The sequence below is a fragment of the Rhodococcus sp. C3V genome (genome assembly GCF_029269915.1).
GTDB classification, from domain to species: domain Bacteria; phylum Actinomycetota; class Actinomycetes; order Mycobacteriales; family Mycobacteriaceae; genus Rhodococcus_F; species Rhodococcus_F qingshengii.
This window is the reverse complement of the sequence record NZ_JARJBE010000001.1, coordinates 744,244-770,411: the sequence shown is the minus strand read 5'-3', so window position 1 is coordinate 770,411 and position 26,168 is coordinate 744,244. Positions and strand designations below refer to the sequence as shown.

Below are 26,168 nucleotides of genomic sequence, written 5' to 3'. Positions count from 1 at the left end.
ATTCTTCTTTCGAGCGAGGCTGAGGAGAGAGGGCTGCCGGTGGCTGCACGGGTATCGACGATCTGGTTTCTGGGCGGCGCAGACGCTCGCACCGAATTGAGCAGGTACCCACAGCCGGATCAGACCGAGGCCCTGAAAATCGCCATGTCGCTGTACCCGGACAAGGAGTTCGAGTCGCTCGGGCCTCAGCCGCTGTCGATGGCCGCGACGGTGAGCCCCGGCTACGTCTTCGTCGGCGCGTACGGCCGAGTGAGTGTCGTCTGCAGCTCCGAACTCAGCACCTTCGTCCCCTCGAAACTGCCTGATTCCTGGCACCTTTCGGCAGAGGGTGGCTCGACGCTGTTGATCAGCTCCGTCCCCGAAACCGCGCAGGGTTCGTTTGCACTGTGGGAGGACGGCGAGCTACGACGCTCGTTCAGTGCCATCCCGATCGACATCGTCGAAAATCTGGGGATCCCCCAGACCTGGGAACTGGAATTCTGGGCCGGCAACCATCCCCTGCGTTACCCGCCCGGGATCCTGCCTGATCCGCAGTCGCTTCCGTTCCACCCGCAACAGTTCGCGGAGTCCGCCAACCTCGAGTGGCTGGGATTTCGATACACCGGCGCGCCGCGAGAACACGAACTCGACATAACGCAGATTCTCCTGTGGGGCTTCAAGATTCACCGACCCGGCGAGGCACCCAAACCTGCACCCCCAGCCCCCGCGCCGATGCCCGAGCAGGCGCCGACAGAGGTACCCATGCCCGAAAACATGCCGCCGATCCACGACGCACCGGTGGCCAAGCCGCGCGGCCGCCTCGCTCGGTACTTCGGCTTCAAGTAGCGCCGAGCAGCCTCACAGGTTCACGCGGCTATCGCTGCGATCCACCCGAGCGGTACGCCGGCTACCGCGCCGTAGACCACCCATCGCCAGACGGGGACGGCTCGCCAGCGCCAGACGGTCGGCGCAAGTCCGCCTACCGCAATGACATTGACGACAACCGCCAGGAGCACGTTCACGTTGCCCAGCGCGACACAGAACGCCGCGACGGCACTGGTCGAGAGCATGGCTGCGAACACCGACACCGCGATTCCGGTGAACCAGGGCGTGCGGTCCTGAGTCACCGGCCGGTCCTGACACGTTCGTAGAAGGCCATCGCCGCTGCGGTCGCGACGTTGAGCGAGTCGGTGCCGGGTGCCATCGGTATCTTGGCACGAATGTCGGTGGCCCGCATCGCATGTTCGGTCAAACCTGGCCCCTCGGCGCCCAGCAGTAGCGCTACCTTCTCCCCGGTCATCGCTTCGGCCAAAGTGACCGCTTCCGGATTCGGAGTCAAGGAAATGAGCTGAAAACCGTTGCCACGCAGCTCATCCAAGTCGTGTGGCCACTTTGCCACATGCGCGAAGGGCACTCGCAGCACGTGCCCCATCGACACACGGACCGACCGCCGGTACAGCGGGTCGGCACAACCCTTCCCGAACAGAACTGCATCGACACCGAGCCCCGCCGCGTTGCGGAACATCGAGCCGAGATTCTCGTGATCGTTGACGCCTTCGAGGACCACGACGGTCTTCGCGTCCTTCAACACGTCCGAGACCGCGAGCGGTGCCGGGCGTGCTGCTGCAGCGAGGACGCCGCGGTTGAGGTGAAATCCGACGACCTCGGCCATCACTTCGGCGCTCGTACGGTAGAACGGCACGTCCACACCGTCGAGATCGTCAGCGAGCTCCAGGAGCCGTCGTTCGACGCCGAGGAGACTGATCGGCTCGAACCGCGAAGTCAGCAGTCGCTGAGTGACGAACACTCCCTCGGCGATGACCAGTCCCTTGCCCTCCGGCAGGTCGGGGCGCCGATCCGAAGAGTTGAGATCGCGAAAGTCATCCAGCCGGGGGTCGGCGGGATCTGAGATGTCGATGACGTGAACCACGGGTCTATCGTGCCGTACGCACCGCGAGCCCCCCACCACTACTCCCGACCTAGCGCAACAGCGTGACAAAATGCGCGTCGAGCACCTGGCTGATCACCTCTGGATTGGTTCGCTCGGGATTGTCGACGCCGTGCGACGCGAGCCCGTCGGCGAGCGCATGCAATCTCATCGCCTCGATGTCGACCGAGGCACCCGGCCGTAGAAAACCAGCTCGATGCGCCGCTTCCACGAACGAACGAAAGTGCTCGAACAAGGTCCGGTCTGTCTCGTCACGCACCGCCGTCAACGCCGAATCGGTCTGGGCGGCAGCAGCAAAGGCCTCCCAAACCTGCATTTCTTCACGCCGATCTTGGTCGAGGGGAACGAACTGATCGGTGAACTGACGGATCGCGCGGCGGATGTCGGGATCGAAGTCGATGCCGGCAATCCTTTCCTCCACCCGGACGGTCACGAGCGTCATCGCGAACAGCAAGAGTTCGGACTGCGTCGCGAAGAAGTGCCGTAGCGACCCCGTCGACATCTTCGCCTCGTCCGCGACCGCCCGGACGCTGGCGCTCGCCACACCGTCTCGACGGATCACACGCCACACGGCCTCGGCGATCTCTTCACGCCGCTCATCCGGACTGCTACGTTTCACCACTTCACAAAACTAACACAGCTGTGCTAGTTTTCGATCACTAACACAGTCGTACTAGAAATGAGCTGATGTCATGATCGTCCACTTGATCATCGCGTGCGAAATCATGTTCTGGGTGTTCATCGCCGCAGGTCTCGCGGCCCGCTATCTACTGCGCCGCAAAACGCTGGGCGCCGCACTGCTCATCTGCGCGCCGCTGGTGGATGTCGTACTGCTCGTCGCCACAGCCCTCGATCTTCGTGGCGGTGGCGAGGCGAACTTCACCCATGGGCTTGCCGCGGCCTACATCGGATTCTCCGTCGCGTTCGGACACAGCCTCATCTCCTGGGCCGACGCCAGGTTCGCCTACCGATTCGCCGGCGGCCCGGCTCCCGTCGCACCACCCAAGTACGGGAGTGCGCGAGCACTGCGCGAATGGCGCGAGTTCGGCAAAGCCGCGATCGCCTGGGCCGTCGCGTGCGGACTTCTCGGCGCGGCCATCTTCCTCGTCGACGACCCCACCCGTACTGGAGCCCTCGACGGATGGATCAGCAAGCTGACAGTGGTACTCGCAATCTGGGGAGCAATCGCCCTGAGCTACACGGTGTTTCCCAAGCGTGAGAAGGTCACGGCGCGCGGCTAGCCTCGACTGCCTGTTCGGTCGCGTCGCATACGATCACCGGACGCAGGACGAAAACCGGCAGCCTGCCACCGTCTTCCGGTCGCGCAAGACGAAGTTTCAGCCCTTCGCTGCGTAGCAGGTACACCCCGGCCACAGTGCCCGAGACGAGCGAGATCACTCCGCCCACGATCAAGGGCGCACGTGGGTCCACGGAGTCGGCGAGCCAACCCAGCAACGGGCTTCCCAGCGGTGTGCCACCGAGGAAACTGAGCATGTAGATACCCATCACCCGCCCGCGCATCTCGGAAGGCACCGACATCTGCAGGATGTTCATCGCGGACGTCGTGAACGTCAACGTCAGTGCGCCCGTGGGGATCAACATCAGCGCCACCAACGCGTAGGTAGGCATCAATCCCACCGCGACCTCGAACACACCGAAAGCCACGGCGGCACCGAGGAACGTCCGCAACCGCGGCGCTTCCTTCCGTCTTGCGGCGTACGCAGCGCCGGCAAGGGTGCCCACGGCGAGCGTCGTGGACAGCAATCCGTAACCGTCGGCCTCGAGGCCGAACGTGTTGCGCGCCATCACCGCCAGGCTGATCGCGAAGTTCAGGCCGAAGGTCGAGACCATGAAGACCGACACCATGATCACGCGAAGGTCCTTGCGGCCCCATACATATCGGAACCCGTCGCGCACCTGCCCCTTGGTGCGCGGGGCCGGTTCCGACGGGATCAACTCCTTCTTGTTCATCAGGTAGAGCGCGATGAGCACCCCACCGAATGTTGCGACGTTGAGCAGGAACACCCACCCTGTTCCGATCAGGTTGATCAGCACACCCGAGATGGCCGGACCGACGATGCGGGCCGTGTTGAACGTCATGGAGTTGAGCGCGATGGCGTTGGACAGGTGTTCCTTGCCCACCATTTCGATGGTGAACGATTGACGCACGGGTGCGTCGAGCGCCGAGACACAGCCGAGGGCAAAGGCAATCAGGAAGACATGCCACAACGCGACGAGCCCACCGACGTCCAACAGACCCAACACCAGCGCGCATACCGCACTCGCCCACTGCGTGAAGATCAGGATCCGACGCTTGTCGTACCGATCGGCCAGCACCCCACCCCACACCGACAAGAACAGCGTCGGGCCGAACTGCAAGGCCATGACGATGCCCACCGCCAGCGCGTTGCCGTCCGAGAGCGTCAGTACCAGCCAGTCCTGGGCGATGCGTTGCATCCACGTGCCGACCAGAGAAACGATCTGTCCGGAAGCCCAAAGGCGGTAGTTGCGGTTGTGGAGCGCGGCAAACATGCCGGAATCGGGGTCTCGGGGCACCCCACTATCTTGCCCCTCGAGTAATTCGTTTGGGCAACGACCTCTAGGTAGCGGAGCTACGCGTCCTCTAACTCACGGAGCTACTCCGTCTTGTTGACCATCTCGGTGATGATCTCGACGGCACCGCGCAGCGTCGCGAGTTCTTCGCCACCCAGCCCGGCCAGCTGCTCGTTCATCCACGCCTCGCGCGCATGGGTTTCGTCCGCGAGCAACGCCTGCCCGGCGTCGGACAGATTCACGATGATCTGACGACCGTCCGTGGGATGCGGCGAGCGCTCGACCAGACCGAGCTCGGCGAGAGAAGCAACAACGCGCGTCATCGACGGCGGCTGCACTTTCTCACGTGCTGCGAGTACGCCAGGAGTCATCGGGCCGTACTGATCCAGGCTCGCCAAGGCGGACAGTTGCGTCAGCGATACCTGAGCGTCGACTCTGCGGCCGCGCAGATGCCTGGTGAGACGCACTACAGCCAGGGAAAGATCGCTGGCCAGCGCACGAGTTTCGGTGGTCACGCGTCAGACAATACGTCAAGAGCTGGCCGGTAGCTCACGTAATCGAATACCGGTCAACCCTGATTTCACGTAAGGGCGTCGGTAATGGGTCCGACAGTGAAGTAGGCCACAAAAAGTGCCGCCACGATCCAGAGCAACGGGTGGATCTTCTTGATACCACCGCTGGCAGCGTGCAGGACCACCCATGAAATGAAGCCGACGCCGATGCCGTTGGCGATCGAGTAGGTGAACGGCATGACGATCATGGTCAGGAACGCCGGGAGAGCAACCGAGAACTTGGTGAAATCGATGTCTCGGACCTGCCCGATCATCAGCGCACCGACGACGACGAGGGCAGGCGCAGCTGCCTCGATCGGCACGACGGAGTAGAGCGGCGTCAGGAACATCGCGACGAGGAAGAGCAGTCCGGTCACGACGTTTGCCAGGCCCGTGCGGGCGCCTTCGGCGATACCCGACGCGGATTCCACGAACACGGTGTTCGACGACGCCGAAGCGCCACCGCCGACGATCGCGCCCGCGCCTTCGACGACAAGCGCGCGACCGACGTTGGGGAGGTTTCCGTCCTTGTCGGTCAGGCCGGCTTCCTTACCGAGACCCGTCATCGTGCCCATGGCGTCGAAGAAGTTCGCGAGCACGAGGGTGAAGACAAGCAGGCTGGCGGCCAGAACACCGATGCGGGTGAATGCGCCGAAGATGCTGACGTCGCCGACCAGGCTCAGATCAGGCATACCACCGAGCATCTCCGGGATCGCGGGGATGCTGAGGTTCCAGCCCTTGGGGTTGGTTCCGAGCGAGGGTCCGACGTCGGCAACTGCCTCGATGATCGCGGCGAGGATCGTCGTGACGACGATGCCGATCAGCAGTCCACCACGAACCTTGCGCACGACCAGAACACCCATGAGCAGCACACCGAAGATGAACACCACGGTCGGCCACGAAGCGATCGAGCCGTTGATTCCGAGTCCGACGGGAACCGTCGTACCGGCGGCATCGGGGATACGGCGGACGAATCCGGCGTCGACCAGTCCGATGAAGGCGATGAACATGCCGATACCGGCCGCGATCGCGGACTTCAATGCCGAGGGAATCGCATTGAACACCGCAGTTCGGAAACCGGTGAGTGCCAACAGAACGATGATCACACCGTCGATGACCACCAGGCCCATCGCCTCGGGCCAGGTGACCTGAGGTGCGATTGTGACGGCGAGCAGGCTGTTGATGCCGAGACCCGCGGCGATGGCAAACGGATAGTTGGCAACGACACCGAAGACGATGCTCATCAGGCCCGCAACCAGAGCGGTGACCGCAGCCACCTGGTTGACCGGAAGGATGTTGCCGAGAACGTCGGTCTTCGCTGCAGCGTCGTCAGCCGAGAAACTGCCGAGGATCAGGGGGTTGAGGACCACGATGTAGGCCATCGCCACGAAGGTGACGACACCGCCGCGAATCTCGGTCGAGATCGTCGACCCTCGTTCGCTGATCTTGAAATAGGTGTCGAGGATCTTGCCGGGTGCCGCCATGTTTGTTCTTTCCCCATCGCTGTAGGTCGCCGTGTGCCGGCGCACATGAAGCCGGTCGCACTAGGGAGAGTAGGCCACCGGGGTACGGGTAGCGTTAATTTTGTGACGGAGACTCGCAACACAACAGGCCTGATCGGCAAATTGTCCGCACCCGCGCCGGCACTGATCATCGGCACCGCGTTGTGGGTGATCGCCACGATCGTGGTCGCGATGAGCGGCGATCGTTGGTCGGATGCACTCCCGATCTGTTACGCGGGTATCGGAGTCGGCTTCCTCGGCTTCGCTCTGTTCTCCATTCAACGACGCGCAGCTGTGCGCGGTGACAAGGGCGCACAACAGGGCGCCGGTCTGGTCGACTGAGCAGGTCGATTCACCCTTTCAGTATGGTAAGCCTACCCTGCACTCTCGTGTCGGTCTTAGCTTGTCAATGCTGAAAGGAACCACGTAGCCGTGAAGATCTCCCACCGAAATCGTTGGAAAAGCCGAGGACGTTGGACGAGACTGACATCCGTTGCTGTGGTCGCCCTGGTCGGCACAGCACTCGTCTCCTGCAGTTCGAACGACGACGCAGCAAGTAGTTCGTCGAGTTCCGGTGGTGGCGCCTTCCCCGTCACGATCGATCACGCTTTCGGCAGCACCACGATCGATTCCGAACCACAACGGATCGTCACCGTCGGTTACAACGACGAGCAGGCTCTGTTGGCTCTGGGCATCAAGCCCGTCGGAATGGTCAACCAGTACCCGGGCGAACCGGACGTCAACCGCACGTGGCCATGGGTCACCGGCCCTTGGGGCGGAACCGAACCGACCGTCGTCGGCAGCAATCCCGAAACCACGATCAGCGTCGAAAAGATCGCTGCGCTAGAGCCCGACCTGATCCTCGCGCTCTACTCGAGCATCGACAAAGACCTGTACAGCACACTTTCCGCGATCGCCCCGACCGTCGCGAAGGATCCGGCCTACGGCGACTACGCAACTCCGTGGCAGATCACGACGAAGACCGCAGCGAAGGCAGTGGGTCGCGAAGCCGACGGCGAGAAGTTGGTCGCCGATATCGACAAGCAGTTCGCCGACGCCAGAAGCGCTCACCCGGAATTTGCAGACCAGACCGCGGTGATCATCAGCGTCGACGCGACCCCGGAGTTCTACGCCTTCTCCTCCGAGGACGCCCGCGGACGGGTTCTCGGCAGTCTCGGATTCAAACCTGCTCCCGCGGTCGAGGCCTTGATGAACGGTGAGTTCTACGCGCCGATCTCCACCGAACGACTGGATCTTCTCGACGTGGACCGTCTCGTTGTCATCGGCAATCCCGATGCCGCACAGGCGGTCCGAAACAACCCTGGCTTCCAGCAACTCGACGTGGTCAAGGACAATCGCGTCGTCTACGTCAACGACGATCAGGCTCCGCAGGTCGGTGCGGCCTTGACCGCAAGCTCGGCACTGAGCTTGCCGTGGGCCACGAGCCAACTACTCGCCGAGCTCACGAAGTAACCAGCGCCCGGCGCTTTCTGATCTGCGCGGTTCCCCAGATCCACACCCCGGCCCACATCATCCCGAACGCCCAACCTGCCAATACATCGGTCATCCAATGGGCAGCCAGGTAGACGCGGGAGAATCCGACGGCGATCGTGTACAGGCCGAGGCTCGCGAGCATTGCCATCTTCGCGAGCCTCGGCAAGGCAAGACGAAGGATCACGGCGGCAACCGAAGTCGCGAGGATCGCGCTCATCATCGCGTGGCCCGACGGGAACGAATACGAATCGATTTCGATCAACCGCTCCGGCAGGGGTGGACGGGTTCGCGTGAAGATGCGCTTCAATCCGCTCATCACGAGCAGACCGGTCAACATCGATCCGGCGATCAGCAGAGCTTCGGTGCGTAGTCCCCGAACCAGAAGCACGATCGTGAGCAGCGTCGCGATCAGCCACGACGCGAGGGTTCCGCCGCTGTCGGTGATGACGTCGACGACGTCCACGAGCCACGCCGTCCGCTGACTCACTGCGCTGTCGAGTACCCACTGATCAAAAGACATCTGCCCTCACATTCCTTGCGGCAGAGTCCACGTACGCATCACGTGATGAACGCCGTCCGAGTCCACCCACCACGGCACGATCACCGTCGTCTCGACCGCCCCCGTCAGTTCCACCGACAGTTCGTGATGGATCACTACCTCGCCGCCGGGAACCTCACGGCCGAGGGCTGCGAAGCCGAGAACTGCCTGCGGTTCGTTCGCCCACGTCGTCACGACGCCGGTGCTGCTCACTCGTCCGTGAACGGATGCAGACGCCGTCGCGACGTCGAGCAGATCTGCCAGTGCGTCGGCCGTCTCGAAGCTGCCGAGCACCACTCGTTGCGCAGGTAGTGCTGCTCCCAGCCACGGTCGGTCGAGAACAAGGGCGTCGCCGGGATCGACCAGATCGCCGGAAAGGCCTCGCACGAACGGAGGCAGGTGCAGTTCCTCCAGGTCGAGAACCCGTCGCTGCGCTGCCTCACCCAGTAGTCGGTGCGTCCGCGCGACGACGGCGGAGGCCGGCATCCGTAGTGGGTCGGCAAGCCGATCGAGCAGCAGCTGAGCCAGTTCCGGATCGTCGACGGTATCCGATGCCAGCAATCCGGAGAAGAATCCGGCGTCGGGGTGTTCGGCAGCATCGAGCAATCCCTCGAAGGTGCGATCGCCCGGAGCGCGCAGCAAGCCCAGCACCTCACCGCCGAGTTCGGCATTCGAACGCAACCACCACGCCGTGTATCCACGACGGTCGGTGAGCAGCGCCCGCGTCGCCGGCGACTCGACCAGCAGCGACAACGCCTGCGGCCAGCGGCCTTCGTCCACGAGGTCGAGATCGCGCACGGCTTCGATGTATTCGGGGTCCTCGTCGAGGGTGTCCCACCATGCGTCTTCGGCGTCGAGATCGTGATCGGGGCCGGAAGGCAATTCCTCACGGACCACCGTGAAACCCCACCCGACACCGACTACCCGTAGCGCCTGCTCCCCCACCCGCTGAACAAAATCAGCGTCGACGATGCCGAAGGGAGAATCCTCGACCAGGACGCTTGCAAGGGGAGCTCCCGGAAGCAGAAGTTGGTCGGCGGACCGCAATTCGCCTTCCGAACCAGGAAGCAGCACTTCACCGATCCACGACGGCAGCGCCCCTGGCGCCACGTGGGCCGCCAATCCGAGCACCACTTGCGCCAACTCCGTCGCTACCGAATCATCTTGGTCCGCAGCATCTTCGATCAATGCGCGCAGCGCCGGATCGGACAGCAGGTCGGTGGCACTCGCAGTCTGCGCTCCCAATCGAGACAGCAACGGGTGAACCGCGACGGGATGAACCAACCTCGTCCACTGCACCGACGGCGCGTCTTCACCCAGTTCGACGCCGACGACGACGGTCCGCGGCCCGGTCACCGTCCGTCCGTCGGAGAGCGGAACCGGCAGTGTTCCAAGCTCTTCCACCGCAAGAGTGTCGATCACCAGAGGCTCGAGAGCGGAATAGAGGCGATTCCACCACTTGGGTTCACGTTCCGAACCACTGAGCAGTTCGGCGATGCGCGCGAGCCCGATGCGGTGTGTCGACACCGCCGCGAGCGCTCGCTCGTGCTTGGGGCCGGAGAGCTCGGGGACAACCAGGCCACCGATGATGTCGGTGAGCAACTCGGCAAGGTCATCACCGAGCCCGGGCACCACGGATGCTCGCTGCGGCGCGCGGTCGGGTTCACCGACCACCGGAAGCCACTCGTTTTCCTGCAGCTCCTTCAGAAGCGCTTCGCGCAGAAGCGAATCCGTTTCACTGCGAGCGAAGGCCGGAATCGGAACGAGTGCCGTTCGCTGCCGAGGAGGTAGTGCAGCAAGGAACTTCGCGTACCCCTCGGCAAGCGGAGCGATCGGTGCAGCGGGCATGAGGCGTCGCCGATCGGGTTGCATTGCAATGTCGGCAATGATGATCGCGGGGATCGACAGTTCCTCGTCGGATCGCGTCGGCGCCCGCAGGACGTCGTCTGCGACCGGCTCGACGACCCCGTCGCGGACCGGCACCAACCATCGCGCGTTCGGCGCGGTGTACTGCCACCACGTGCGATCACCGATCGCGATCTCGACGAGGCCGGAATCCAGCACCCGTTCCGATCGCCGAAAAGTTTTCTCACCCAGACGAATTGATCCGAGAGCCGGGAGTTCGAGCAGCAGGTCGACTGCCTCACGTGTCATCTGCGAAAGCAGCGCCGCGGCATCGACGTCCGGCCGAAGCGTCAGCACCACTTCCGAATCGGCACCGTCGCTCGGCAATTCGCCAGACGGCCACACCAAACGAAGTACGGGGACACCGGTTTCCGGCACCGGGAGTTCGCGAGACTCGATCTCGCGCAGAGTGTGCGAGGCAGAGAATCGAATCGATCCCGTCGACGAGCGCAGTTCCACCTCGTCACTGACCGAGAGAACTGCCGAGAATCCGACGCCGAACCGTCCCGTCACACCTTCGTCGGCGTCGACCTTGTTCGACGCGCGCAGCGCGGTGAGCGCATGTACACCGGATTCGTCCAGTGGACGGCCCGTGTTCGCCACCGTCATCGTCCGACCGTCCACGTCCACCCACAAAGAGCCCTGGACGCCCTCGCGTGCAGCTGCATCGGCAGCGTTCTGCGCCAGTTCGGTGAGCAGACGGTCGCGGTACCCGGCCTTCGCGAGGTCGGATTCCGCAGCCGCGTCTTCACGCAATCGCGTCGGAGATTCCGACCACGCGCGCAGCGTCGCCTCGCGGAGTGCGTCCGTACCGAACGGATCTTCTACTCGGTGGATACCGAATCCTCAACTGCAACAACGCTCGACGGGCGAGCCGGCACCGCAATCAGCTCGACGGCTCCGTCGTCGAATGCGTCGAACTGCGGCGAGCCCGCACCGAGCGGCAAGCTGGTGTCCGAGTGCGCGCCACAACCGTAGGACACGCTGACCACACGGCCGTCTGCGGAGAGTTCGTTTCCGCACACACCGAACGCTGCGTGCAGCGAACCGGCGAGTGGAAGGAAGAATCCACACAGTCCACACGTCGACGGCGCTGCCTTCGCCATCTCCGACTCCGGGCCGAAGTCACCGTCGAACCAACGCTGCGCGGCATCGAGTCGGCCCTCGAGGCTCATGACCTGTTTGCGGCCGAGCCCGATTTCGAGAGCTACCTCGTCGACTTCCGGGTCACCGGTGGCGACGTAGCCGGGAACGAGGCGAGGATCCTCGGCCGGCGGGGCGAGTAGGTCACCGACGGACAGATCGCCGGGACGAATCCGCTGATCCCATGGCAGCCATTCCGGCGCAACCAACGCGTCGGGACCCGGCAACAGCGCCAACTCACTGATCGTGGCGTGGGTGTCCTCCGGTCCGGCAGCGACGACAACCGCCCACTGCCAACCGCGGTATCCCGGAATGTCTGCTGCAAATCGATGGGTGGCGGCGAATTCGTCCTCCGACGTCACGCCGAGGTATGCCCCCACACCGCCTTCATGCAGGTCGACGACTGCCTTTCGGGCAAGCTCGACCGCATCGGCCAGTACTGGGCGCGGCACTGCACGCTCTGGAGAAGTAGCAACACTCACTCCTCCAGTTTGCCGCACCACCGCAAGTCCGCAACGCACTGGGCTGCCATGCTGGGCAGATGAGTAGGTCACACGCCAATTCCGTGCGCACTTTTGCAGTGGTCGCCGTGATCGCGTCGGCCTTGGCGGGGTGCTCCGATTCCCCCGGCGCTCCCGACAACCTCACGTCCGAAACCGGCTCCGTCGAGATCGTTCGAGTGTCCGCGCACGATCCCGACGCGTTCACGCAGGGCCTCGAGATCGACGGAAACCGGTTGTACGAAAGCACCGGACGCGTCGGGCAGTCCTGGGTGCGCTCGAGCGAGATCTCCGACGAGCAGTCCCCCGCTTCGGGACCGGAAGTTGCGCGTGCCGATCTCGACCCGCCGTTGTTCGGTGAGGGCATCACGGTCGCCGGAGACACACTGTGGCAACTCACCTGGAAAGACGGCGTTGCCATCGCCCGTGACAAGGACACCTTGACCGAACGAGGGCGGTTCCCACTCGACACCGAGGGATGGGGAATCTGTTCGCTCGGGGATCGGCTGGTCTCGAGCGACGGTTCGGCCACGTTGACCTTTCGCGATCCCGAAACCTTCGCGTCGATCTCCACGATCGACGTCACCAGATCTTCGGAGTCCGTCGGCAAACTGAACGAACTGGAATGCTCCGAAGACGGCTCTGTCTACGCCAATGTCTGGACCACGGACACCGTCGTCCGAATCGACCCGTCGGACGGCACCGTAACGAACGTGTACGACGCATCGGCGCTACGCGAAGAACTCGTCACGGATGGATCGACCAGCACCGTCGACGTTCTCAACGGCATCGCGCAGATTCCCGGTACCGATCGATTCCTGCTCACCGGCAAGTATTGGCCGCAGATGTTCGAAGTCCGTTTTGTTAACTGAGTCCGACATGACACAGGACTCGCAGGGGTGTGCGTGGTAGCCGCGCCGACACTAGGACAGAATTGAGTGGTGACCGGACCGCGCGAACCCTACGACCCCGAAACTCGGCGAATCCACGACGAGCCGGAGGGGCAACAGGTGCACCCCGGTTACGACAATTACCCACCCGCGGCCCGCCCGGACAATTACCCACCTTCGGCCCGTCCCGCTGCCCGTCGCACGCCTTTGCCACCGCTGCATCCGATTCCCGAATCGCGGGGAGACTCCGAATCCGCGGCCGGTTCGAAGACGCCGGGGGCGGACGCTCCCAAGGCTCCACCGATGCCTCGCAAGCTCACCGTCACTCGCGTCGCAGCGATGCGCAGCCGCGAACTGACGAACAAGGGCATCGCGACCTTCCAGCGCGCGGCGAAGGCCGACGGCGCGGACAAATCCGGTCTGACCGCTCTCACCTACGCGGTGATGACGAACAACGCGACCGACGCGGCGATCTCCGTCGCTCTGGCCAACACGCTGTTCTTCTCGGCCGCGACGGGCGAGGACAAGACCAAGGTCGCGCTCTATCTCCTGATCACGATCGCACCGTTCGCGGTCATCGCACCGCTCATCGGCCCCATGCTCGACCGGTTGCAGCGCGGACGCCGCATCGCACTCGCGTCGTCGTTCGGAATCCGGACGCTCCTCGCGGTGATCCTGGTCTTCAACTTCGACAGTTGGATCCTCTATCCGGCCGCGCTCGGCATGATGGTGCTCAGTAAATCGTTCTCGGTGCTCAAGAGTGCAGTGACACCACGCGTCCTACCACCGGAAATAGACCTGGTGCGCGTGAATTCGCGTCTGACGGTCTTCGGGTTGATCGGTGGAACGATCGGGGCCGGCGCGGTCGCAGGTGCGCTCGCGCTCGCTTTCGGTTCCACCGGCGCCTTGTGGTTCGCGGTCGCCGTCACCGTGTTCGGCGCATATCTGAGCATGCGAATCCCGTCGTGGGTCGAGGTCACCGAGGGTGAGGTTCCCGCGACCATCACCTACCACCCGGACGAAGCGCATCACGCCGGCAGCGCCCCACCGCAGCCGGACGCCAAACCTGCCAAGGTCCGTCAGCCTCTCGGACGCGCCGTGATCATCGGACTCTGGGGCAACGGCACCATTCGCGTGCTCACCGGCTTCCTGACGCTCTACATCGCGTTCGTCGCCAAATCACGCACCGATCACGAGCCGCTCCAGCAGGCCATGATGCTCGGCCTGGTCGGCGCAGCAGCCGGTCTGGGTAACTTCGCCGGAAATGCCACGGGTGCGCGCCTCAAGCTCGGCCGGCCTGCCTTGATCGTGCTCCGGTGCACTGCGTCGGTGTGGATCATCGCGGTGATCGCAGCGCTGACGGACAACCTCATGACGGCCGCGCTTGCCACGCTCATCGCATCGGCCGCCAGCGCACTCGCCAAGGTCTCACTCGACGCGTCACTCCAGCACGACCTGCCCGAGGAATCGATCGCGTCCGGATTCGGTAGATCCGAGACGGTTCTGCAGCTGAGCTGGGTACTCGGCGGCGCATTGGGGGTTCTGCTTCCGACCGAATACTGGATCGGGTTCACTGTTGTATCGGTGTTCCTGACGATCGGGCTTCTGCAGACCTTCCTGAGCTACCGAGGAAGCAGCCTCCTGCCCGGCCTCGGCGGGAAGCGACCCGATCTGGCCGAACAAGAAGTGACCGAAGTGATTTACACCGGTAAATCCAACCGAGGACAAGGAAGTACTCCGCAGTGATGATGCGCTCGAGAACAAAGAAGATCGTGGCAGCGATCAGTGTCCTGATGGTGGTGGCACTGGTTGCTTACGTCTCCGTTCTTTTCGTGATCATCAAGAACATCAATGACGACCCCGACAAGCTGCCGGTCATCACTGCATACGCACACGGCAAGACGATCGAAACGAACCCTGCCGGTTTCTGCACCATCGACCTGTCCCAGTGCGCCCAGGTGGGCGACATCTACGCACTCGACGTTCCAGCGGGCTACCCGCTGCAGCTGTCGTTGTCGACGGACGTCTCGGATGCGCAGTGGGCACTGCTCGCCGTCTACGAGGATGCCGACGGCAACCAGACCGGTGAGCCCCGAGTCTTCGAGCCCGGCGAGGCCCTGGCAGTGACGGTCGAGTCTTCGAGCGATCCCGTCAAGCAACTCGTCGGCGTCGAAATCCACCTCGCCGTCGGTGAGGGAAGCGAACAGGGACTGCTGATCTGGTCGATCAAGACCGCTTGATCCCCGGAACGTCGAAAATGCCCTGCACACCGATTGGTGTGCAGGGCATTTTGTTTCGAAGCCGTGTATGGCAGCTCGTATCGAGCGATCAGGTGTCGAGCTCGCGAGCGACGGCCCGGACGACCTCGGAGATCCGCTGAGCGGTCTTGCGGTCCGGGTACTTGCCGTTGCGCAGATCCGGCTGGACCTTCGCCTCGAGCAACGTGATCATGTCCTCGACCATGCCGTGCAACTGATCAGGGGTGTGCTTACGCTCGACGGGCTCACGACGCGTCGCCGTCGCGCCGCGCAACGACGGCGCCGGCTCGAGTACCTTCAGGCTCAGTGCCTGCGGACCGCGGCGGCCCGCAGCCATTCCGAACTCGACGCGCTGGCCGGCCTTCAAGCCTTCGACGCCCTCGGGGAGAGCGGAAGCACGGACGTAGACGTCCTCGCCCTCTTCCTGCGACAGAAAGCCGAAACCCTTTTCGACGTCGTACCACTTCACCTTGCCGGTCGGCACCGCGTTCACCTGCTCATCACTCGACTGGGGCGTCTGCCCCAATGTGCTCGGGAGGCTCTCGGAAGAGCCTCATGGCCTTGCTCGCATCGCTTCCGGTGGAAGAATGCAAAAGAACGCGCCCCACACTTGCTTCAGCGGGGCGCGCAGTCTGTTAACAGTCTACCTGTGACGAACCCGGGTCGGCACCCAGGTTTACAGGCACTATCCTCGTAGGTGTGGACCCTCAACCGAACCCGCGCACTTCCGGCACCGGAAACGGTCTGTTCCGTACGGCGATGGCACTGTTCCTCGTCGGATTCCTGGCGATCGTGGCCATCTTCGCAGTCCATATCTTCAGCGACACCCCACCCGGCCTGGCGTTGTACCTGGTAGCACTCGCGTGCCCGATCGGCTTCCTTCTGGCCATCGTCTACACGCTCAGATCCGGTCGACGCGTGCGCTGATCACTCCCGCCTCCAACCGAAAGGTCACTGACCATGAGAATCCTCCTGAACGTGATCTGGCTGGTCTTCGGCGGCTTCTGGCTGGCGTTGGGTTACTTCGCCGCAGGCATCATCTGCTGCATCCTCATCATCACGATTCCCTTCGGAATCGCGGCATTCCGCATCGGCATCTACGCACTGTGGCCGTTCGGTAAGACCGTCGTCGACAAGCCGACCGCTGGTGTCGGTTCGATGATCGGCAATGTCATCTGGGTGATCATCGCCGGTATCTGGTTGGCGATCGGACACATCGTCACCGCCGTCGCGATGGCGATCACGATCATCGGAATTCCGCTCGCGGTCGCGAACCTGAAGATGATTCCGATCTCGCTGATGCCGCTCGGCAAGGAGATCGTCGACGTGGACCGGGTGAATTACGCATAGTCGTGGACCGCGTCGATTACGCATAGCGGGCCCGCGGACCGAAGAACCCGACCACAGCAGTTGCTGTGGTCGGGTTCTCTGGTATCAGGTCGTATCAGCGGCCGAGGCTACCGAGTCCGGGGAGGTTACCGAGCGAACCGGTTCCCGTTCCCGGGTTGCCCGGATCGACGGGGCCGACCGGCCCCTCGGAGACCACGATGGTCACGCTCGAAGCACGCGAAAGCACGCTCTTCGCAGTGATCTCGACGGTGACGCTGCCGACAGCGGTGGGGGTACCCGAGATGGTGCCGTCCTGTGCGAGGGACAGTCCGCCGGGCAGAGTGCCACTGGTGAGTGCAAAGGTTGCGCGCGCATCGGCGGCAGTGAGCTTGTGCGAATATGCCTTACCTACCTGAGCGGCAGGCAATTCGACGGTCGCGGGTAGCGGGTACGCAGCAACGACTGTCACCTTGCCCCCGTTGGTCGTCGACGCGATGGCGCCGGTCGAGGTGTCGAGCGCGAGGTTTTTGACCTTCTCCAGTGCCGGAACCTTGGTATCGGTCAGAGCGGTGGTGGCGCGGGTCGTCAGATCGACCGACCACAGGTGTCCGTTCATGACGTCCGCGACATATGCAATGCCTGCCGCAGCGTCGACGACCACGCCGTTGGGAATCGCGGTCGGAGACAGCGTGGTCTTCGACAGAACCGCGCCGGCCGGGGTGATCGCCCACAGGTTGGTTGCCCGGGTGTCGGTCATGTAGATGTTGCCGGTGTTCGTGTCGACATCGACGTCGACCGGGTAGAGGTTGTCGGCACGCACGATCGACTTGAGTGCTCCGCCCTTGCGTACGTCCGCCTGCCACAGCGTGCGGCCGTAATTCTCGTCGAAGAAGTTGGTGTCCGCGATGTAGAGGAAGCCGCGGACACTGTCGAAGGCGAGCTTGGTCGGCGTTGCCGACTTGTCGACCAGAATGCTCGACACGGCGTCGGCGGCGTTGGGGTCGACGACTCGGATGTTGCCGGACTTGTAGTCCGAGAAGTACGCGCGGTGTGTTGTGGGATCGACGACGACATCGTTGATCTGCGGACGCGAGCCGTCGGGGTTCTTCTCGCTCAGCGTGACCGTCTTTTCGACCTTGCCGGTCTTCGTGTCGACAATCGAGATCGCGCCGCCGTAGGAGGAGGACACGTATGCGCGTCCGAGGCCCGAGTCGACGGCAAGTGCCGACGGGTAACCGACGACGCCGTCGATGGTGCCGACAGACTTGCCGGTGTTCGTGTCGACGACGGACAACGAGCTGGTCGGTCCGCCGTACTGCGTGATGTATCCGCGGTGGGTTGCCGAGTCGACGACGATGTCGCCGGGCTGGGTTGCGGTATAGCTTCCGACAACACCGTGTGTCGGATCCTCGGGTGAGGCGTGTGCAGCGGGAGCAGTGACGGCCAGGCCGACAGCAGCAGCGGCGACGGCGAGTGACGCGGTGACCGCACGCCGACGGTATTGCAGTTTCATGAGGGGTGCCCTACTTCTTTGGAAGACTCTGCGAAACCTGCCCAATCGAGGCAAGTCAGGCAAACCTAACCTAAGTTTCAATCTCGATGTTGAGACACGGGCCACACCCTGGGCGCGGATCGACACACCTCTCAATCGCCCGAAATTCTATTTCCACATAACGTGTGACCTTGCTCACATTACGGATGGATAACGGAACGGACACAACCGGACATTCACTCAGTCACCCCCACCTACCTGGGAAGAGTCTCCTGCGCTTTGTGTGACGCGTTGTACGTCCTTCGCCACGCCGCGTTATCAAATGGTGACACGAGCGACTCGAGCCGTTACCGTCGTTTTCGGCCGGGAAACTCGGCCACCTCCGGCCCGCCGCGCCAAGCCTTGTCCCGCGGGTACCGGACTTCCGACAGAGCATTCCAGGGACGAGGACGGGGGACCCAAAGTCCTCTGTGAGAACAGAAAAGTTCTCCAGTGGACACCGGTTCGATCGCAAGACCGAATCTTGGGGTGAAGCCAGACCCTTTCCAGCCAGGAAAGGCGAGGCCGGGCGACCTCTCAGCCCGAACCCGACAGCTGACCTCGCAGGCGCGTGTGGAGAGGATTTCGACCATCATGAGCGGACGCCATCGCAAGCCCACCACCACCGGCCGCACTGTCGCCAAGGTCGCCGTCACCGGCGCCATCATGGGCGTAGCAGGAATTGCAGCCACCGGAACCGCAAACGCTGCCCCCGACTCCGACTGGGATCGTCTCGCCCAGTGTGAGGCCGGCGGAAACTGGGCCATCAACACGGGCAACGGTTACCAGGGCGGACTGCAGTTCTCCCCCAGCACGTGGAACGCACACGGCGGCGGACAGTACGCAGCCACCGCAAACCAGGCCACTCGCGAGCAGCAGATCGTTGTTGCCGAGCGTGTTCTCGCAAACCAGGGTTGGGGCGCATGGCCGTCCTGCTCCTCCAGCCTCGGGCTGAGCAGCGGCGCCACCGAGCGTTCCGCTCCGGCCACCACGGCTCCTCAGGCAGCTCCGGCTCCGGCGCAGCAGGTCGCACAGACCGTTGCACACCCGGTCGCCGACGCCATCGATCAGGCAATCGCATTCGCCGAGGCCAACGGCATCCCGGTCGACCCGCAGATCCTCGCAGTCGCCGACACCGCGAAGTCGTTCCTCAAGTAACACCGGCAAGACTGTCCGCTCGGACGCTCGAACATCAAGAAGGCCCGCACCGATTCGGTGCGGGCCTTCTTCGTGTCGAGTTGTTATCGGTTGATGACGGTGTGCGGGTGTACGTAAGGAAGTGACTCCACCGGAACCGGAAAGGTGGTGTCCTCGCCGAAGGGTGAAAGTCCACCTGCGCGGGTCGATGACAATTCGGTCACTGCGTGATCTCCGTCTGCAGTTTCCGGCCATCCTGGATCTACATAGTGTTGCTTCGAATTGTTGGCCACGAAGTCATTTTGACAGGACGCCGTTACGCCGTACAGACCAGGTCTCTAATCTGATACCTGATGACCGAAACACGTGGCACCCCGGCGGGCAGTTCCGCAGCCGAAAGTCTGACCGATTGGCTCTCGGCGCGCAGTGACGCCGAGTTGACGGAGTTGCTGCGTCTGCGCCCCGATCTGGCCGTACCGCCGCCGAGCACGATGGTGGTTCTCAGCGGTCGGGCACAGCAACGCGCGTCGGTCAGCCGAGCGGCGGACGAACTCGACACCCTCGATTTCGGTCTTCTCGAATTGTTGGCACTGGCCGGCGCCGAGGAAACTCCGATGACGCGGGCGGAGCTCAACAGTGCGATCGCCGAACGAGCGCTGACCGGCAAGGGCAAGGTCACCAAGAAGGCCGTCGACAAGTCTCTGTCGAAGATGCGCGCGTCCGCCCTCATCTGGGGTGTCGATCCCATCAGCGTCGTCCCGGCAGTCATCGGGATGATTCCGTGGCGTGTGGGGCGCGCCCTCGAACCTGCCGAGGCGATGACCGAGACCGAGATCTCGGCTGCGCTCAACGCTCTGGACACCCGCGAGCGGGATCTCCTCGAGACACTCGCCAACTCCAGCCCGATCGGTCGCACCCGCGACGCTGCCCCCGGAACGCCGCCTGAGCGCCCGGTTCAACGACTGCTGGCGGCCGGCCTGCTGCGGTGGCTCGACGAGCAGACCGTCGAGCTTCCGGCGACGGTTCGTCAGGTCATCCGCGGCGAGCCGGTTTTCGATCCGACGACGCTGACCGCACCTGTCATCGGGGGCGACAAACTCAAGCCGGCGGACGTGAACGCCGCAGCAGCCGGCGAGGCGCTCGAGTTGGTACGCCAATGCGAGAACGTGATCGCCGTTCTGGGCGCAGCGCCGGCTCCCGCACTGCGAGCCGGTGGGCTCGGTGTTCGAGAACTACGTCGCGTGGCCAAGACGGCCGATCTCGACGAAGCGCGCGTGAGCCTACTTGTCGAGTTGCTCTCGGCAGCCGGACTCATCGCCAGTGGAACACCAGATCCGGCGCCGGTCTCGGACAACGCGGACGAATACTGGACGCCCACGCTCGCGGTCGACGGCTGGCTGAACGCATCCACAGCGCGACGGTGGGAGGTCCTGGCGTCCGCCTGGGTCGACGTACCTCGAGTTCCGTGGATGATCGGGCTGCGCGATTCCACCGACAAGCCCATCGCGGCGTTGTCCGAGGAGGGCCGCGCTCCGGCGGCTCCGCGAGATCGTCAGGCCATTCTGGGGCTGCTCTCCGAACTCGACAGTGGCCAGACTGCATCGGCCGTCGAGGTAAGTCGACTACTGGCGTGGCGACGCCCGCGATGGAGCGGGCGCCTGCGGACGTTCGCGATCGAGCGGACTCTGGACGAGGCCGCTGCTCTCGGGCTGGTGGCCCGCGGCGCGTTGTCGTCACCTGGACGAGCCTTGCTGCACGGCGGGGACGCCGAAGCCGAAATGCAGTCCGCGCTACCCGAGCCCATCGACTACATCCTGGTCCAGGCGGATCTGACTCTGGTTGCGCCCGGCCCGCTGGTACCGGACCTGCTCGAGCAGGTGAGCCTGGTCGCAGACATCGAGTCGGCCGGATCGGCGTCCATGTACCGCATCAGCGAGGACAGCGTGCGTCGTGCGCTCGACGCCGGTCTGACGGCCACCGAACTGCATGCGATGTTCACTTCGAAATCGAAGACTCCTGTCCCCCAATCACTTTCGTATCTGATCGACGATGTCGCCCGTCGACACGGACGACTGCGTGCCGGAGTGGCGGCGTCGTTCATTCGATGTGAGGACGCGTCACTGCTGGCGGAGGTCCTCGCATCCGCAGTGGCCGAGCCGTTGGCACTGCGCGCCTTGGCTCCCACCGTCGCGATTTCGCAGGCCCCTCTCCGCGAAGTCCTGACCGAGCTGCGAGCCGCCGGATTCGCGCCGGCAGGTGAGGACTCTTCGGGCACGTTGGTCGATCTCCGCCCACGTGGGGCACGTGTACCCAACCGTCGCAGCCGACCGGCGTCGAGGATGCCGGCGAGCCCGTCGGCGGATCAGCTGGCGTCGTTGGTCCGCACGATGCGGGCCGGAGACCGTGCTTCCGCCCCCGGCCGCGGCGGAGTCCGAACGGACGGTTCACGGGAGAACAACGCCGCCACCATCGCCTTGCTGGCCACGGCGGCCCGAGACAATTCGAGCGTCAACATCGGCTACGTCGACGCCCAGGGGGTCGCGACGCATCGCATCGTCGACCCCGTCAGCGTTGGCGGCGGACAGCTGGACGCCTTCGACCCCGCGAGCGGCGCGGTTCGCCGTTTCACGTTGCACCGAATTACTTCCGTCAGCCCCGTCGACTCCGGAAAAAAGTAGCAAAAAAAGAAGCAACTGGCTTTTTTCTGTAAATGAAGTATGGTCGAGGTCAGTTTGTGATTGCCACTTCGAAAAATGAGGAGCGACAATGGCTGACAAGGCGCCGGGTAAGAACATGAAGAAACCCGCCCAGTCGATCAAGGAACGCCGCGCGGAGAAGCGGGCGAAAACTGCGGAGTCTTCCGAGTTCATCCGTAAGCGGAAGCGGAGCTGACAGCAAAGTCCAGAGAAGACGAGCTGATTGCGAAGCTGACCAATGCCTGCCTCCACCGACACCCTCGTGCACCTGCACGAAACGTTCAACCTGTTCAAGTCGCGTAATCGAGGAACTGACGCACGCTCGCGCGGGTACGCAGCGGGCATGACCCTCGCTTCACTCTGCGTCCTCGACGAACACGCTCGGCAATCCGGAATACTTCTATCGGATTTACCGCAGAAAGAGAATCAACCATCGTGAAAAGAACAATCCATACCCTGGACCGCATTCAAACGAGACTCGAATCGGAGCTTGATTCCACTCCGGGTGATTCCGAAAAGAATATCGGTTACCGGTCCGGAATTTCCGAAGCTATTACTCATGTAATGGAAATGCGGAAGTCAGTGGTCGCGCAGAAATAGGAGACGCATCGATTAGGCGCTCACCCCAATAACTGCCGCACACCACCCACCAGAAAGACGACCTGGTCCTCGTAGAAGTCGGCAAGCCGCTCCGGCGCGAGCGGCTTGCCACTTCCGCTCCAATCGTCCGCCCGGCTCAACGCCTGGAGGAAGCCCATCAAGGCAATCGCCCAGCGAGTCTCGAGCCGTTCGGGATCGGTAGCAGGAAAAGTACGACGGACCTGGTCGAGAAGATGTTCACGCAGGTGCAACTCGGTCGCCTCGAGGGCTGGATGGCCCGGTCGTGACATCTGCGGCTGCGAGATCTGCGTGACGATTCTGATCCATCGCATTCCCCGCGTGCGATGGCGAAGGAGCAATGCCTTGTAGGGCGCAGTGACGGCCCGTACCAGCGCCTCGACCGTCGGCGGCGTCTTGTCGGCGGAGAGGGCGTCGACGTTCGCGCTGATCTGATCTCGCACCGACGTTCCCATGTCCAACAGCACCGCTGCGACCAGATCGTCCTTGGTTCCGAAATGGTAGTGGACCGATGACGGCCCGAGACCGGCCGCGGCGTTGACCGAGCGCAGCGAAACTGCATCCAATCCCTCTGTCGCGAAAAGCCTTTCAGCAGTTTTGAGCAAACGCAGACGCGTCGCGTCGCCTTGACGGTTCTGCCGGGAGTCGGTCATACGAACGAGCTTCGCACGGGCTCGACAAACGTCTCAACCGTGGCGAACGCGGAGTCAGAGTGATTCACGGTGTGCTCGCACCCTGTTGTCGCGATCCACCCAGCCGTGGGCGCGTGCGTAGACCACCATCGCGGAGAACTTCTGTCTCCACTCGGTGTTTCCGATCCGGGCAGCGACGGCTTGCTCCAAGTGGCCGATGTCGAGCCAGACGTGATCCCCCTCGAGTTCCCCCCACGGTTCCAGTACCCGACTCAGAGTCTCGGATCGATCGTCGCCGCCAACGACGACCGAGAGACTGGTGAAGTCGTCGACACTGTTCAGTTCAACGGTCGAGGAGTCGGGGGTGATTGTGACGTCCAGTTGCATCCTCTTCAATACTCCTTCGGAAAGTACTTGGTTCAGTTGATCGACTTGCAACAACGATATCCGACGTCATTACACCAGATAACGTTGAACTACAGATGATTACAAATCTCCCACTGTGCGGGAGGCTCAACTTATTGGATCAGTTGATCCATGTTAGACATCTCGATCAGAGCGAGTGATCCAAATCACTCCCCTGTCGACAGGAGTTGTCATCGTGTGGTCCGCATCGTCCATCCGCTTCGGAGCCTTCCTCGCCCCGTACCATCCGCTCGACGCCGATCCCGCCCTGCAACTCAGACGCGATATCGACCTCATGACACACCTGGACCACCTCGGATTCGAAGAAGCGTGGATGGGTGAGCATCATTCGACCGGCGCCGAGATCGTGCCTGCCCCGGACATGTTCATCGCGGCCGCCGCAGAGCGAACCGAGCGCATCCAGTTCGGCACAGGCGTGACGTCTCTGCCCTATCACCACCCGTTGATCACGGCCGACCGCATCACTCAGCTCGATCTGCAGACGCGCGGACGACTCATCTTCGGCACCGGCCCGGGCAAGATCCCCCTCGATGCGCACATGATGGGCATCAACCCGTCGGACCAGCGTCGTCGCCAGGGCGAAGCGCTCGAGGCCATTCTCGCGTTGCTTCGCGGCGAGGTCGTCAACATGGAAACCGACTGGTTCACGTTGCGTGACGCACGCGCACAGCTGCCCACCTACCGTGCGGACGGCATCGAGACCGTGACAGCGTCCACGATTTCCCCCAACGGTTCGGTGCTCGCAGGCAAGAACGGCCTCTCCCTGCTCTCATTGGCGGCGAGTTCACCCAGCGGCTTCGACGCACTGGATCGCAACTGGGATGTGTACGAGAAGGTCTCGGCCGAACACGGCCACCGCGCCGACCGAGCGACGTGGCGTGTGGTCAATCCGATGTTCCTCGCCGAGACCCGAGCCGAGGCCGAGCGCGCCGTGAGCCGACGGATCGGATCGATGGCTTCCTACGTGAATCGACAGACCGGCCAGAACCCGGCCTGGGCAGATACACCTGCCGGAATCATCGATCAGTGGCGCAACGACACGCTCGGCGAGTTCGGTCAGGCGATCATCGGTACCCCCGAAGATGCGATCGCACAGATCGAGCGTCTGATCGAGAAGACGGGAGGGTTCGGCACGTTCTTGATCCTTCACGTCGACATGGCGAGCTGGGAGGACACCAAACGCAGCTACGAATTGTTCGCCTCCGAGGTGGTCCCGCACTTCCGGAAGCGAAATGTCGGGCGTCAGGCGAGCATGCAGTTCGCCGAGGACAATCGCGAATACCTGATCGGCGGGCTGGTCGGAGCGATCACCAAAGCCCATACCGACTACTACGGCCAGCCGGCCGAGACGGGAGCCGTGCGCGCATGAGAGCCGTCCGTTTCCAGCAGGGAGAATTCGCGGTCACCGAGATCGCCGACCCGCCGCCGTTGGCACCCCATCAGATCCGCATCGACGTCGTCGCCTGCGGGATCTGCGGCAGCGACCTGAGCATGTCGAAGGACCCGTGCCGCTTCGTTCAGGTCGCGCACGACGGGGGCTACCCGCTCGCCACCTTCGATCCGGACGCGCCAGTGGTGCTGGGGCACGAATACGCGGGTATCGTCTCCGAGACCGGTTCTGCAGTAGACGATTTCGCGATCGGCGATCGGGTGGCCGGCATCGGCTTGGCCACCGACACCGCTACCGGGATCCCGACGATCATCGGCTACTCGAACGAGTACCACGGCGCGTTCGGCGATCACATCGTCGTCGACGCGTTCTGGGTCCGCAAAGTTCCCGACCACCTGTCACTCGAGCACGCCACACTTGCCGAACCTCTCCACGTCGGCGAGATGCATCTCCAACAGTCCGGCCTCACCTCGGCCGATTCGGCGCTCGTCATCGGTTGCGGAACGATCGGACTGGGCGCCATCGTCGCCGCGAAAGCGCGCGGAGCGCAGATCGTCATCGCGTCGGAGCCCTCCCCCAAACGACGCGAGCTCGCCGCGAAGATGGGCGCGGACATCGTCGTCGATCCGGCCGAGCAGGATCCGATCGAACTGTGGAATCGAATGATCGCCGAAGGCAACCAGCTTGTCGGCCAGGCCGCGAACGGAGTTCTGATCGCCTACGAATGCAGCGGGCGGGCGGGAGTCATCGGAGAACTGATGCACACTCTGCCGTTCAACTCGCGGATTCAGGTTCTGGCTGCGCCGTTCGGCGACGAGACGATCATTCCCGTCGTCGGGCAGTTCCGGAGGATCTCGATCAACTTCGGTCACGGTCCTTACGAGAATGCCTACGACATCACCCTGCAGAGGCTCGCCGACGGCGAGATCGACGCCGAAGCGATCATCACCGGCAGGGTCGGTCTGGATGGAGTCTCCGACGCTTTCGCAGCTCTGCGCGCACCCGACGAACACGTGAAGATCCTCGTGCTACCCGCGGGCCTCCCGGAATAGCGGTCGATCCTGCCCTGTTGACGTAGGGGTGCTCGCACTCGGGCACCTCTACTTCGGGCTGTGCGAGCGTCGCCTGTTGGCGTCTGCGCCCCGATA

Annotated in this window: 28 protein-coding genes and 1 riboswitch; of the genes, 14 read left to right on the top strand and 14 right to left on the bottom strand. The window is 63.4% G+C overall.

Going from position 1 to position 26,168, the window contains the following annotated elements; all coding sequences use genetic code 11:
* Positions 1 to 39: 39 nt before the first annotated feature.
* Positions 40 to 825 carry a hypothetical protein gene (locus P3G66_RS03835; protein ID WP_003939696.1) on the top strand — a complete coding sequence of 262 codons (786 nt, stop codon included), beginning with the start codon at positions 40 to 42 and terminating at the stop codon, positions 823 to 825.
* Positions 826 to 845: 20 nt separating this feature from the next.
* Here the strand turns inward: P3G66_RS03835 and P3G66_RS03830 are convergent, their stop codons facing one another.
* The 3 genes from P3G66_RS03830 to P3G66_RS03820 are packed head-to-tail and all read right to left on the bottom strand — an operon-like array spanning position 846 to position 2,549.
* A complete protein-coding gene (locus tag P3G66_RS03830; protein WP_030535366.1) occupies positions 846 to 1,106 on the bottom strand; it encodes a DUF2537 domain-containing protein in 261 nt (86 codons plus the stop codon).
* Complete coding sequence (locus P3G66_RS03825) at positions 1,103 to 1,909, bottom strand: RNA methyltransferase (RefSeq protein ID WP_003939731.1); 807 nt, start codon at positions 1,907 to 1,909, stop codon at positions 1,103 to 1,105. The genes P3G66_RS03830 and P3G66_RS03825 overlap by 4 nt, the downstream gene beginning before the upstream one ends.
* Before the next feature lie 49 nt (positions 1,910 to 1,958).
* On the bottom strand, positions 1,959 to 2,549 hold the full coding sequence (locus tag P3G66_RS03820; protein ID WP_037128521.1) for a TetR family transcriptional regulator C-terminal domain-containing protein: 591 nt from the start codon (positions 2,547 to 2,549) through the stop codon (positions 1,959 to 1,961).
* 70 nt (positions 2,550 to 2,619) lie between these two features.
* On the opposite strand from P3G66_RS03820, the gene P3G66_RS03815 reads away from it, so the two are divergent.
* Positions 2,620 to 3,168 (top strand): hypothetical protein, encoded by a 549-nt coding sequence (locus tag P3G66_RS03815; protein WP_003940103.1) that lies wholly within the window; start codon positions 2,620 to 2,622, stop codon positions 3,166 to 3,168.
* Here P3G66_RS03815 and P3G66_RS03810 read toward each other — a convergent pair.
* The 3 genes from P3G66_RS03810 to P3G66_RS03800 all read right to left on the bottom strand — a co-directional run bounded on the left by P3G66_RS03810 (position 3,152) and on the right by P3G66_RS03800 (position 6,515).
* Positions 3,152 to 4,459, bottom strand: coding sequence for an MFS transporter (locus tag P3G66_RS03810; protein WP_007733487.1), 1,308 nt, complete (start codon positions 4,457 to 4,459; stop codon positions 3,152 to 3,154). The two genes, P3G66_RS03815 and P3G66_RS03810, sit on opposite strands and share 17 nt — an antisense overlap.
* 104 nt (positions 4,460 to 4,563) lie before the next feature.
* Positions 4,564 to 4,995, bottom strand: a complete 432-nt coding sequence (locus P3G66_RS03805) for a MarR family transcriptional regulator (RefSeq protein ID WP_003939901.1) — start codon at positions 4,993 to 4,995, stop codon at positions 4,564 to 4,566.
* A 65-nt stretch (positions 4,996 to 5,060) separates the two neighbouring features.
* Positions 5,061 to 6,515 carry an NCS2 family permease gene (locus P3G66_RS03800; RefSeq protein WP_003940242.1) on the bottom strand — a complete coding sequence of 485 codons (1,455 nt, stop codon included), beginning with the start codon at positions 6,513 to 6,515 and terminating at the stop codon, positions 5,061 to 5,063.
* Positions 6,516 to 6,617: 102 nt separating this feature from the next.
* On the opposite strand from P3G66_RS03800, the gene P3G66_RS03795 reads away from it, so the two are divergent.
* Positions 6,618 to 6,875, top strand: coding sequence for a DUF2530 domain-containing protein (locus tag P3G66_RS03795; protein WP_003940362.1), 258 nt, complete (start codon positions 6,618 to 6,620; stop codon positions 6,873 to 6,875).
* A gap of 90 nt (positions 6,876 to 6,965) precedes the next feature.
* Positions 6,966 to 8,006 carry an iron-siderophore ABC transporter substrate-binding protein gene (locus P3G66_RS03790; RefSeq protein ID WP_051649549.1) on the top strand — a complete coding sequence of 347 codons (1,041 nt, stop codon included), beginning with the start codon at positions 6,966 to 6,968 and terminating at the stop codon, positions 8,004 to 8,006.
* Here the strand turns inward: P3G66_RS03790 and P3G66_RS03785 are convergent.
* The 3 genes from P3G66_RS03785 to P3G66_RS03775 form a co-directional block, all read right to left on the bottom strand.
* A complete protein-coding gene (locus P3G66_RS03785) occupies positions 7,996 to 8,547 on the bottom strand; it encodes a phosphatase PAP2 family protein (RefSeq protein ID WP_007733495.1) in 552 nt (183 codons plus the stop codon). The two genes, P3G66_RS03790 and P3G66_RS03785, sit on opposite strands and share 11 nt — an antisense overlap.
* 6 nt (positions 8,548 to 8,553) lie before the next feature.
* Positions 8,554 to 11,226: an ATP-binding protein gene (locus P3G66_RS03780; RefSeq protein ID WP_276116203.1), complete on the bottom strand. Its 2,673-nt coding sequence runs from the start codon at positions 11,224 to 11,226 to the stop codon at positions 8,554 to 8,556.
* Between the two features lie 68 nt (positions 11,227 to 11,294).
* On the bottom strand, positions 11,295 to 12,116 hold the full coding sequence (locus P3G66_RS03775) for a DUF3027 domain-containing protein (protein ID WP_037128526.1): 822 nt from the start codon (positions 12,114 to 12,116) through the stop codon (positions 11,295 to 11,297).
* A gap of 38 nt (positions 12,117 to 12,154) precedes the next feature.
* Here P3G66_RS03775 and P3G66_RS03770 point away from each other — a divergent pair, with 38 nt between their 5' ends.
* The 3 genes from P3G66_RS03770 (at position 12,155) to P3G66_RS03760 (ending at position 15,243) form a co-directional block, all read left to right on the top strand.
* Positions 12,155 to 12,985: a glutaminyl-peptide cyclotransferase gene (locus P3G66_RS03770; RefSeq protein ID WP_074447088.1), complete on the top strand. Its 831-nt coding sequence runs from the start codon at positions 12,155 to 12,157 to the stop codon at positions 12,983 to 12,985.
* A 69-nt stretch (positions 12,986 to 13,054) separates the two neighbouring features.
* On the top strand, positions 13,055 to 14,749 hold the full coding sequence (locus tag P3G66_RS03765) for an MFS transporter (RefSeq protein WP_223304424.1): 1,695 nt from the start codon (positions 13,055 to 13,057) through the stop codon (positions 14,747 to 14,749).
* Between the two features lie 26 nt (positions 14,750 to 14,775).
* Positions 14,776 to 15,243 (top strand): DUF2771 domain-containing protein, encoded by a 468-nt coding sequence (locus P3G66_RS03760; protein ID WP_223304425.1) that lies wholly within the window; start codon positions 14,776 to 14,778, stop codon positions 15,241 to 15,243.
* A gap of 88 nt (positions 15,244 to 15,331) precedes the next feature.
* Here P3G66_RS03760 and P3G66_RS03755 read toward each other — a convergent pair whose 3' ends face one another.
* Positions 15,332 to 15,745 (bottom strand): cold-shock protein, encoded by a 414-nt coding sequence (locus P3G66_RS03755; RefSeq protein ID WP_007733502.1) that lies wholly within the window; start codon positions 15,743 to 15,745, stop codon positions 15,332 to 15,334.
* Between the two features lie 215 nt (positions 15,746 to 15,960).
* Between P3G66_RS03755 and P3G66_RS03750 the strand changes: the two genes are divergently transcribed.
* The gene (locus P3G66_RS03750) at positions 15,961 to 16,188 is read left to right on the top strand and encodes a hypothetical protein (RefSeq protein ID WP_217017765.1); all 228 of its coding nucleotides are present in this window, start codon (positions 15,961 to 15,963) and stop codon (positions 16,186 to 16,188) included.
* A 33-nt stretch (positions 16,189 to 16,221) separates the two neighbouring features.
* Positions 16,222 to 16,611, top strand: coding sequence for a YccF domain-containing protein (locus tag P3G66_RS03745; protein WP_003939919.1), 390 nt, complete (start codon positions 16,222 to 16,224; stop codon positions 16,609 to 16,611).
* A gap of 94 nt (positions 16,612 to 16,705) precedes the next feature.
* Here P3G66_RS03745 and P3G66_RS03740 read toward each other — a convergent pair whose 3' ends face one another.
* On the bottom strand, positions 16,706 to 18,103 hold the full coding sequence (locus tag P3G66_RS03740; RefSeq protein WP_217017766.1) for a YncE family protein: 1,398 nt from the start codon (positions 18,101 to 18,103) through the stop codon (positions 16,706 to 16,708).
* Between the two features lie 383 nt (positions 18,104 to 18,486).
* Positions 18,487 to 18,707, top strand: a riboswitch (cyclic di-AMP (ydaO/yuaA leader).
* Positions 18,708 to 18,715: 8 nt separating this feature from the next.
* On the opposite strand from P3G66_RS03740, the gene P3G66_RS03735 reads away from it, so the two are divergent.
* Positions 18,716 to 19,279 carry a transglycosylase family protein gene (locus tag P3G66_RS03735; RefSeq protein WP_003939675.1) on the top strand — a complete coding sequence of 188 codons (564 nt, stop codon included), beginning with the start codon at positions 18,716 to 18,718 and terminating at the stop codon, positions 19,277 to 19,279.
* Positions 19,280 to 19,362: 83 nt separating this feature from the next.
* Here the strand turns inward: P3G66_RS03735 and P3G66_RS03730 are convergent, their stop codons facing one another.
* The gene (locus P3G66_RS03730) at positions 19,363 to 19,551 is read right to left on the bottom strand and encodes a hypothetical protein (RefSeq protein WP_019744939.1); all 189 of its coding nucleotides are present in this window, start codon (positions 19,549 to 19,551) and stop codon (positions 19,363 to 19,365) included.
* Positions 19,552 to 19,611: 60 nt separating this feature from the next.
* On the opposite strand from P3G66_RS03730, the gene P3G66_RS03725 reads away from it, so the two are divergent.
* Positions 19,612 to 21,936 carry a helicase-associated domain-containing protein gene (locus P3G66_RS03725; protein ID WP_217017767.1) on the top strand — a complete coding sequence of 775 codons (2,325 nt, stop codon included), beginning with the start codon at positions 19,612 to 19,614 and terminating at the stop codon, positions 21,934 to 21,936.
* Positions 21,937 to 22,024: 88 nt separating this feature from the next.
* Entirely contained in the window at positions 22,025 to 22,150 is a 126-nt protein-coding gene (locus P3G66_RS03720) for a hypothetical protein (protein ID WP_007733507.1), read from the top strand.
* A 424-nt stretch (positions 22,151 to 22,574) separates the two neighbouring features.
* On the opposite strand, the gene P3G66_RS03715 is transcribed toward P3G66_RS03720, so the two are convergent.
* Positions 22,575 to 23,225: a TetR/AcrR family transcriptional regulator gene (locus P3G66_RS03715; protein WP_003940633.1), complete on the bottom strand. Its 651-nt coding sequence runs from the start codon at positions 23,223 to 23,225 to the stop codon at positions 22,575 to 22,577.
* Between the two features lie 54 nt (positions 23,226 to 23,279).
* Entirely contained in the window at positions 23,280 to 23,591 is a 312-nt protein-coding gene (locus tag P3G66_RS03710; RefSeq protein WP_064073975.1) for a hypothetical protein, read from the bottom strand.
* Positions 23,592 to 23,805: 214 nt separating this feature from the next.
* On the opposite strand from P3G66_RS03710, the gene P3G66_RS03705 reads away from it, so the two are divergent.
* Both P3G66_RS03705 and P3G66_RS03700 read left to right on the top strand, forming a co-directional pair.
* On the top strand, positions 23,806 to 24,999 hold the full coding sequence (locus tag P3G66_RS03705; protein WP_276116202.1) for an LLM class flavin-dependent oxidoreductase: 1,194 nt from the start codon (positions 23,806 to 23,808) through the stop codon (positions 24,997 to 24,999).
* On the top strand, positions 24,996 to 26,072 hold the full coding sequence (locus P3G66_RS03700; protein ID WP_007733511.1) for an alcohol dehydrogenase catalytic domain-containing protein: 1,077 nt from the start codon (positions 24,996 to 24,998) through the stop codon (positions 26,070 to 26,072). The genes P3G66_RS03705 and P3G66_RS03700 overlap by 4 nt, the downstream gene beginning before the upstream one ends.
* Positions 26,073 to 26,168: the final 96 nt, after the last annotated feature.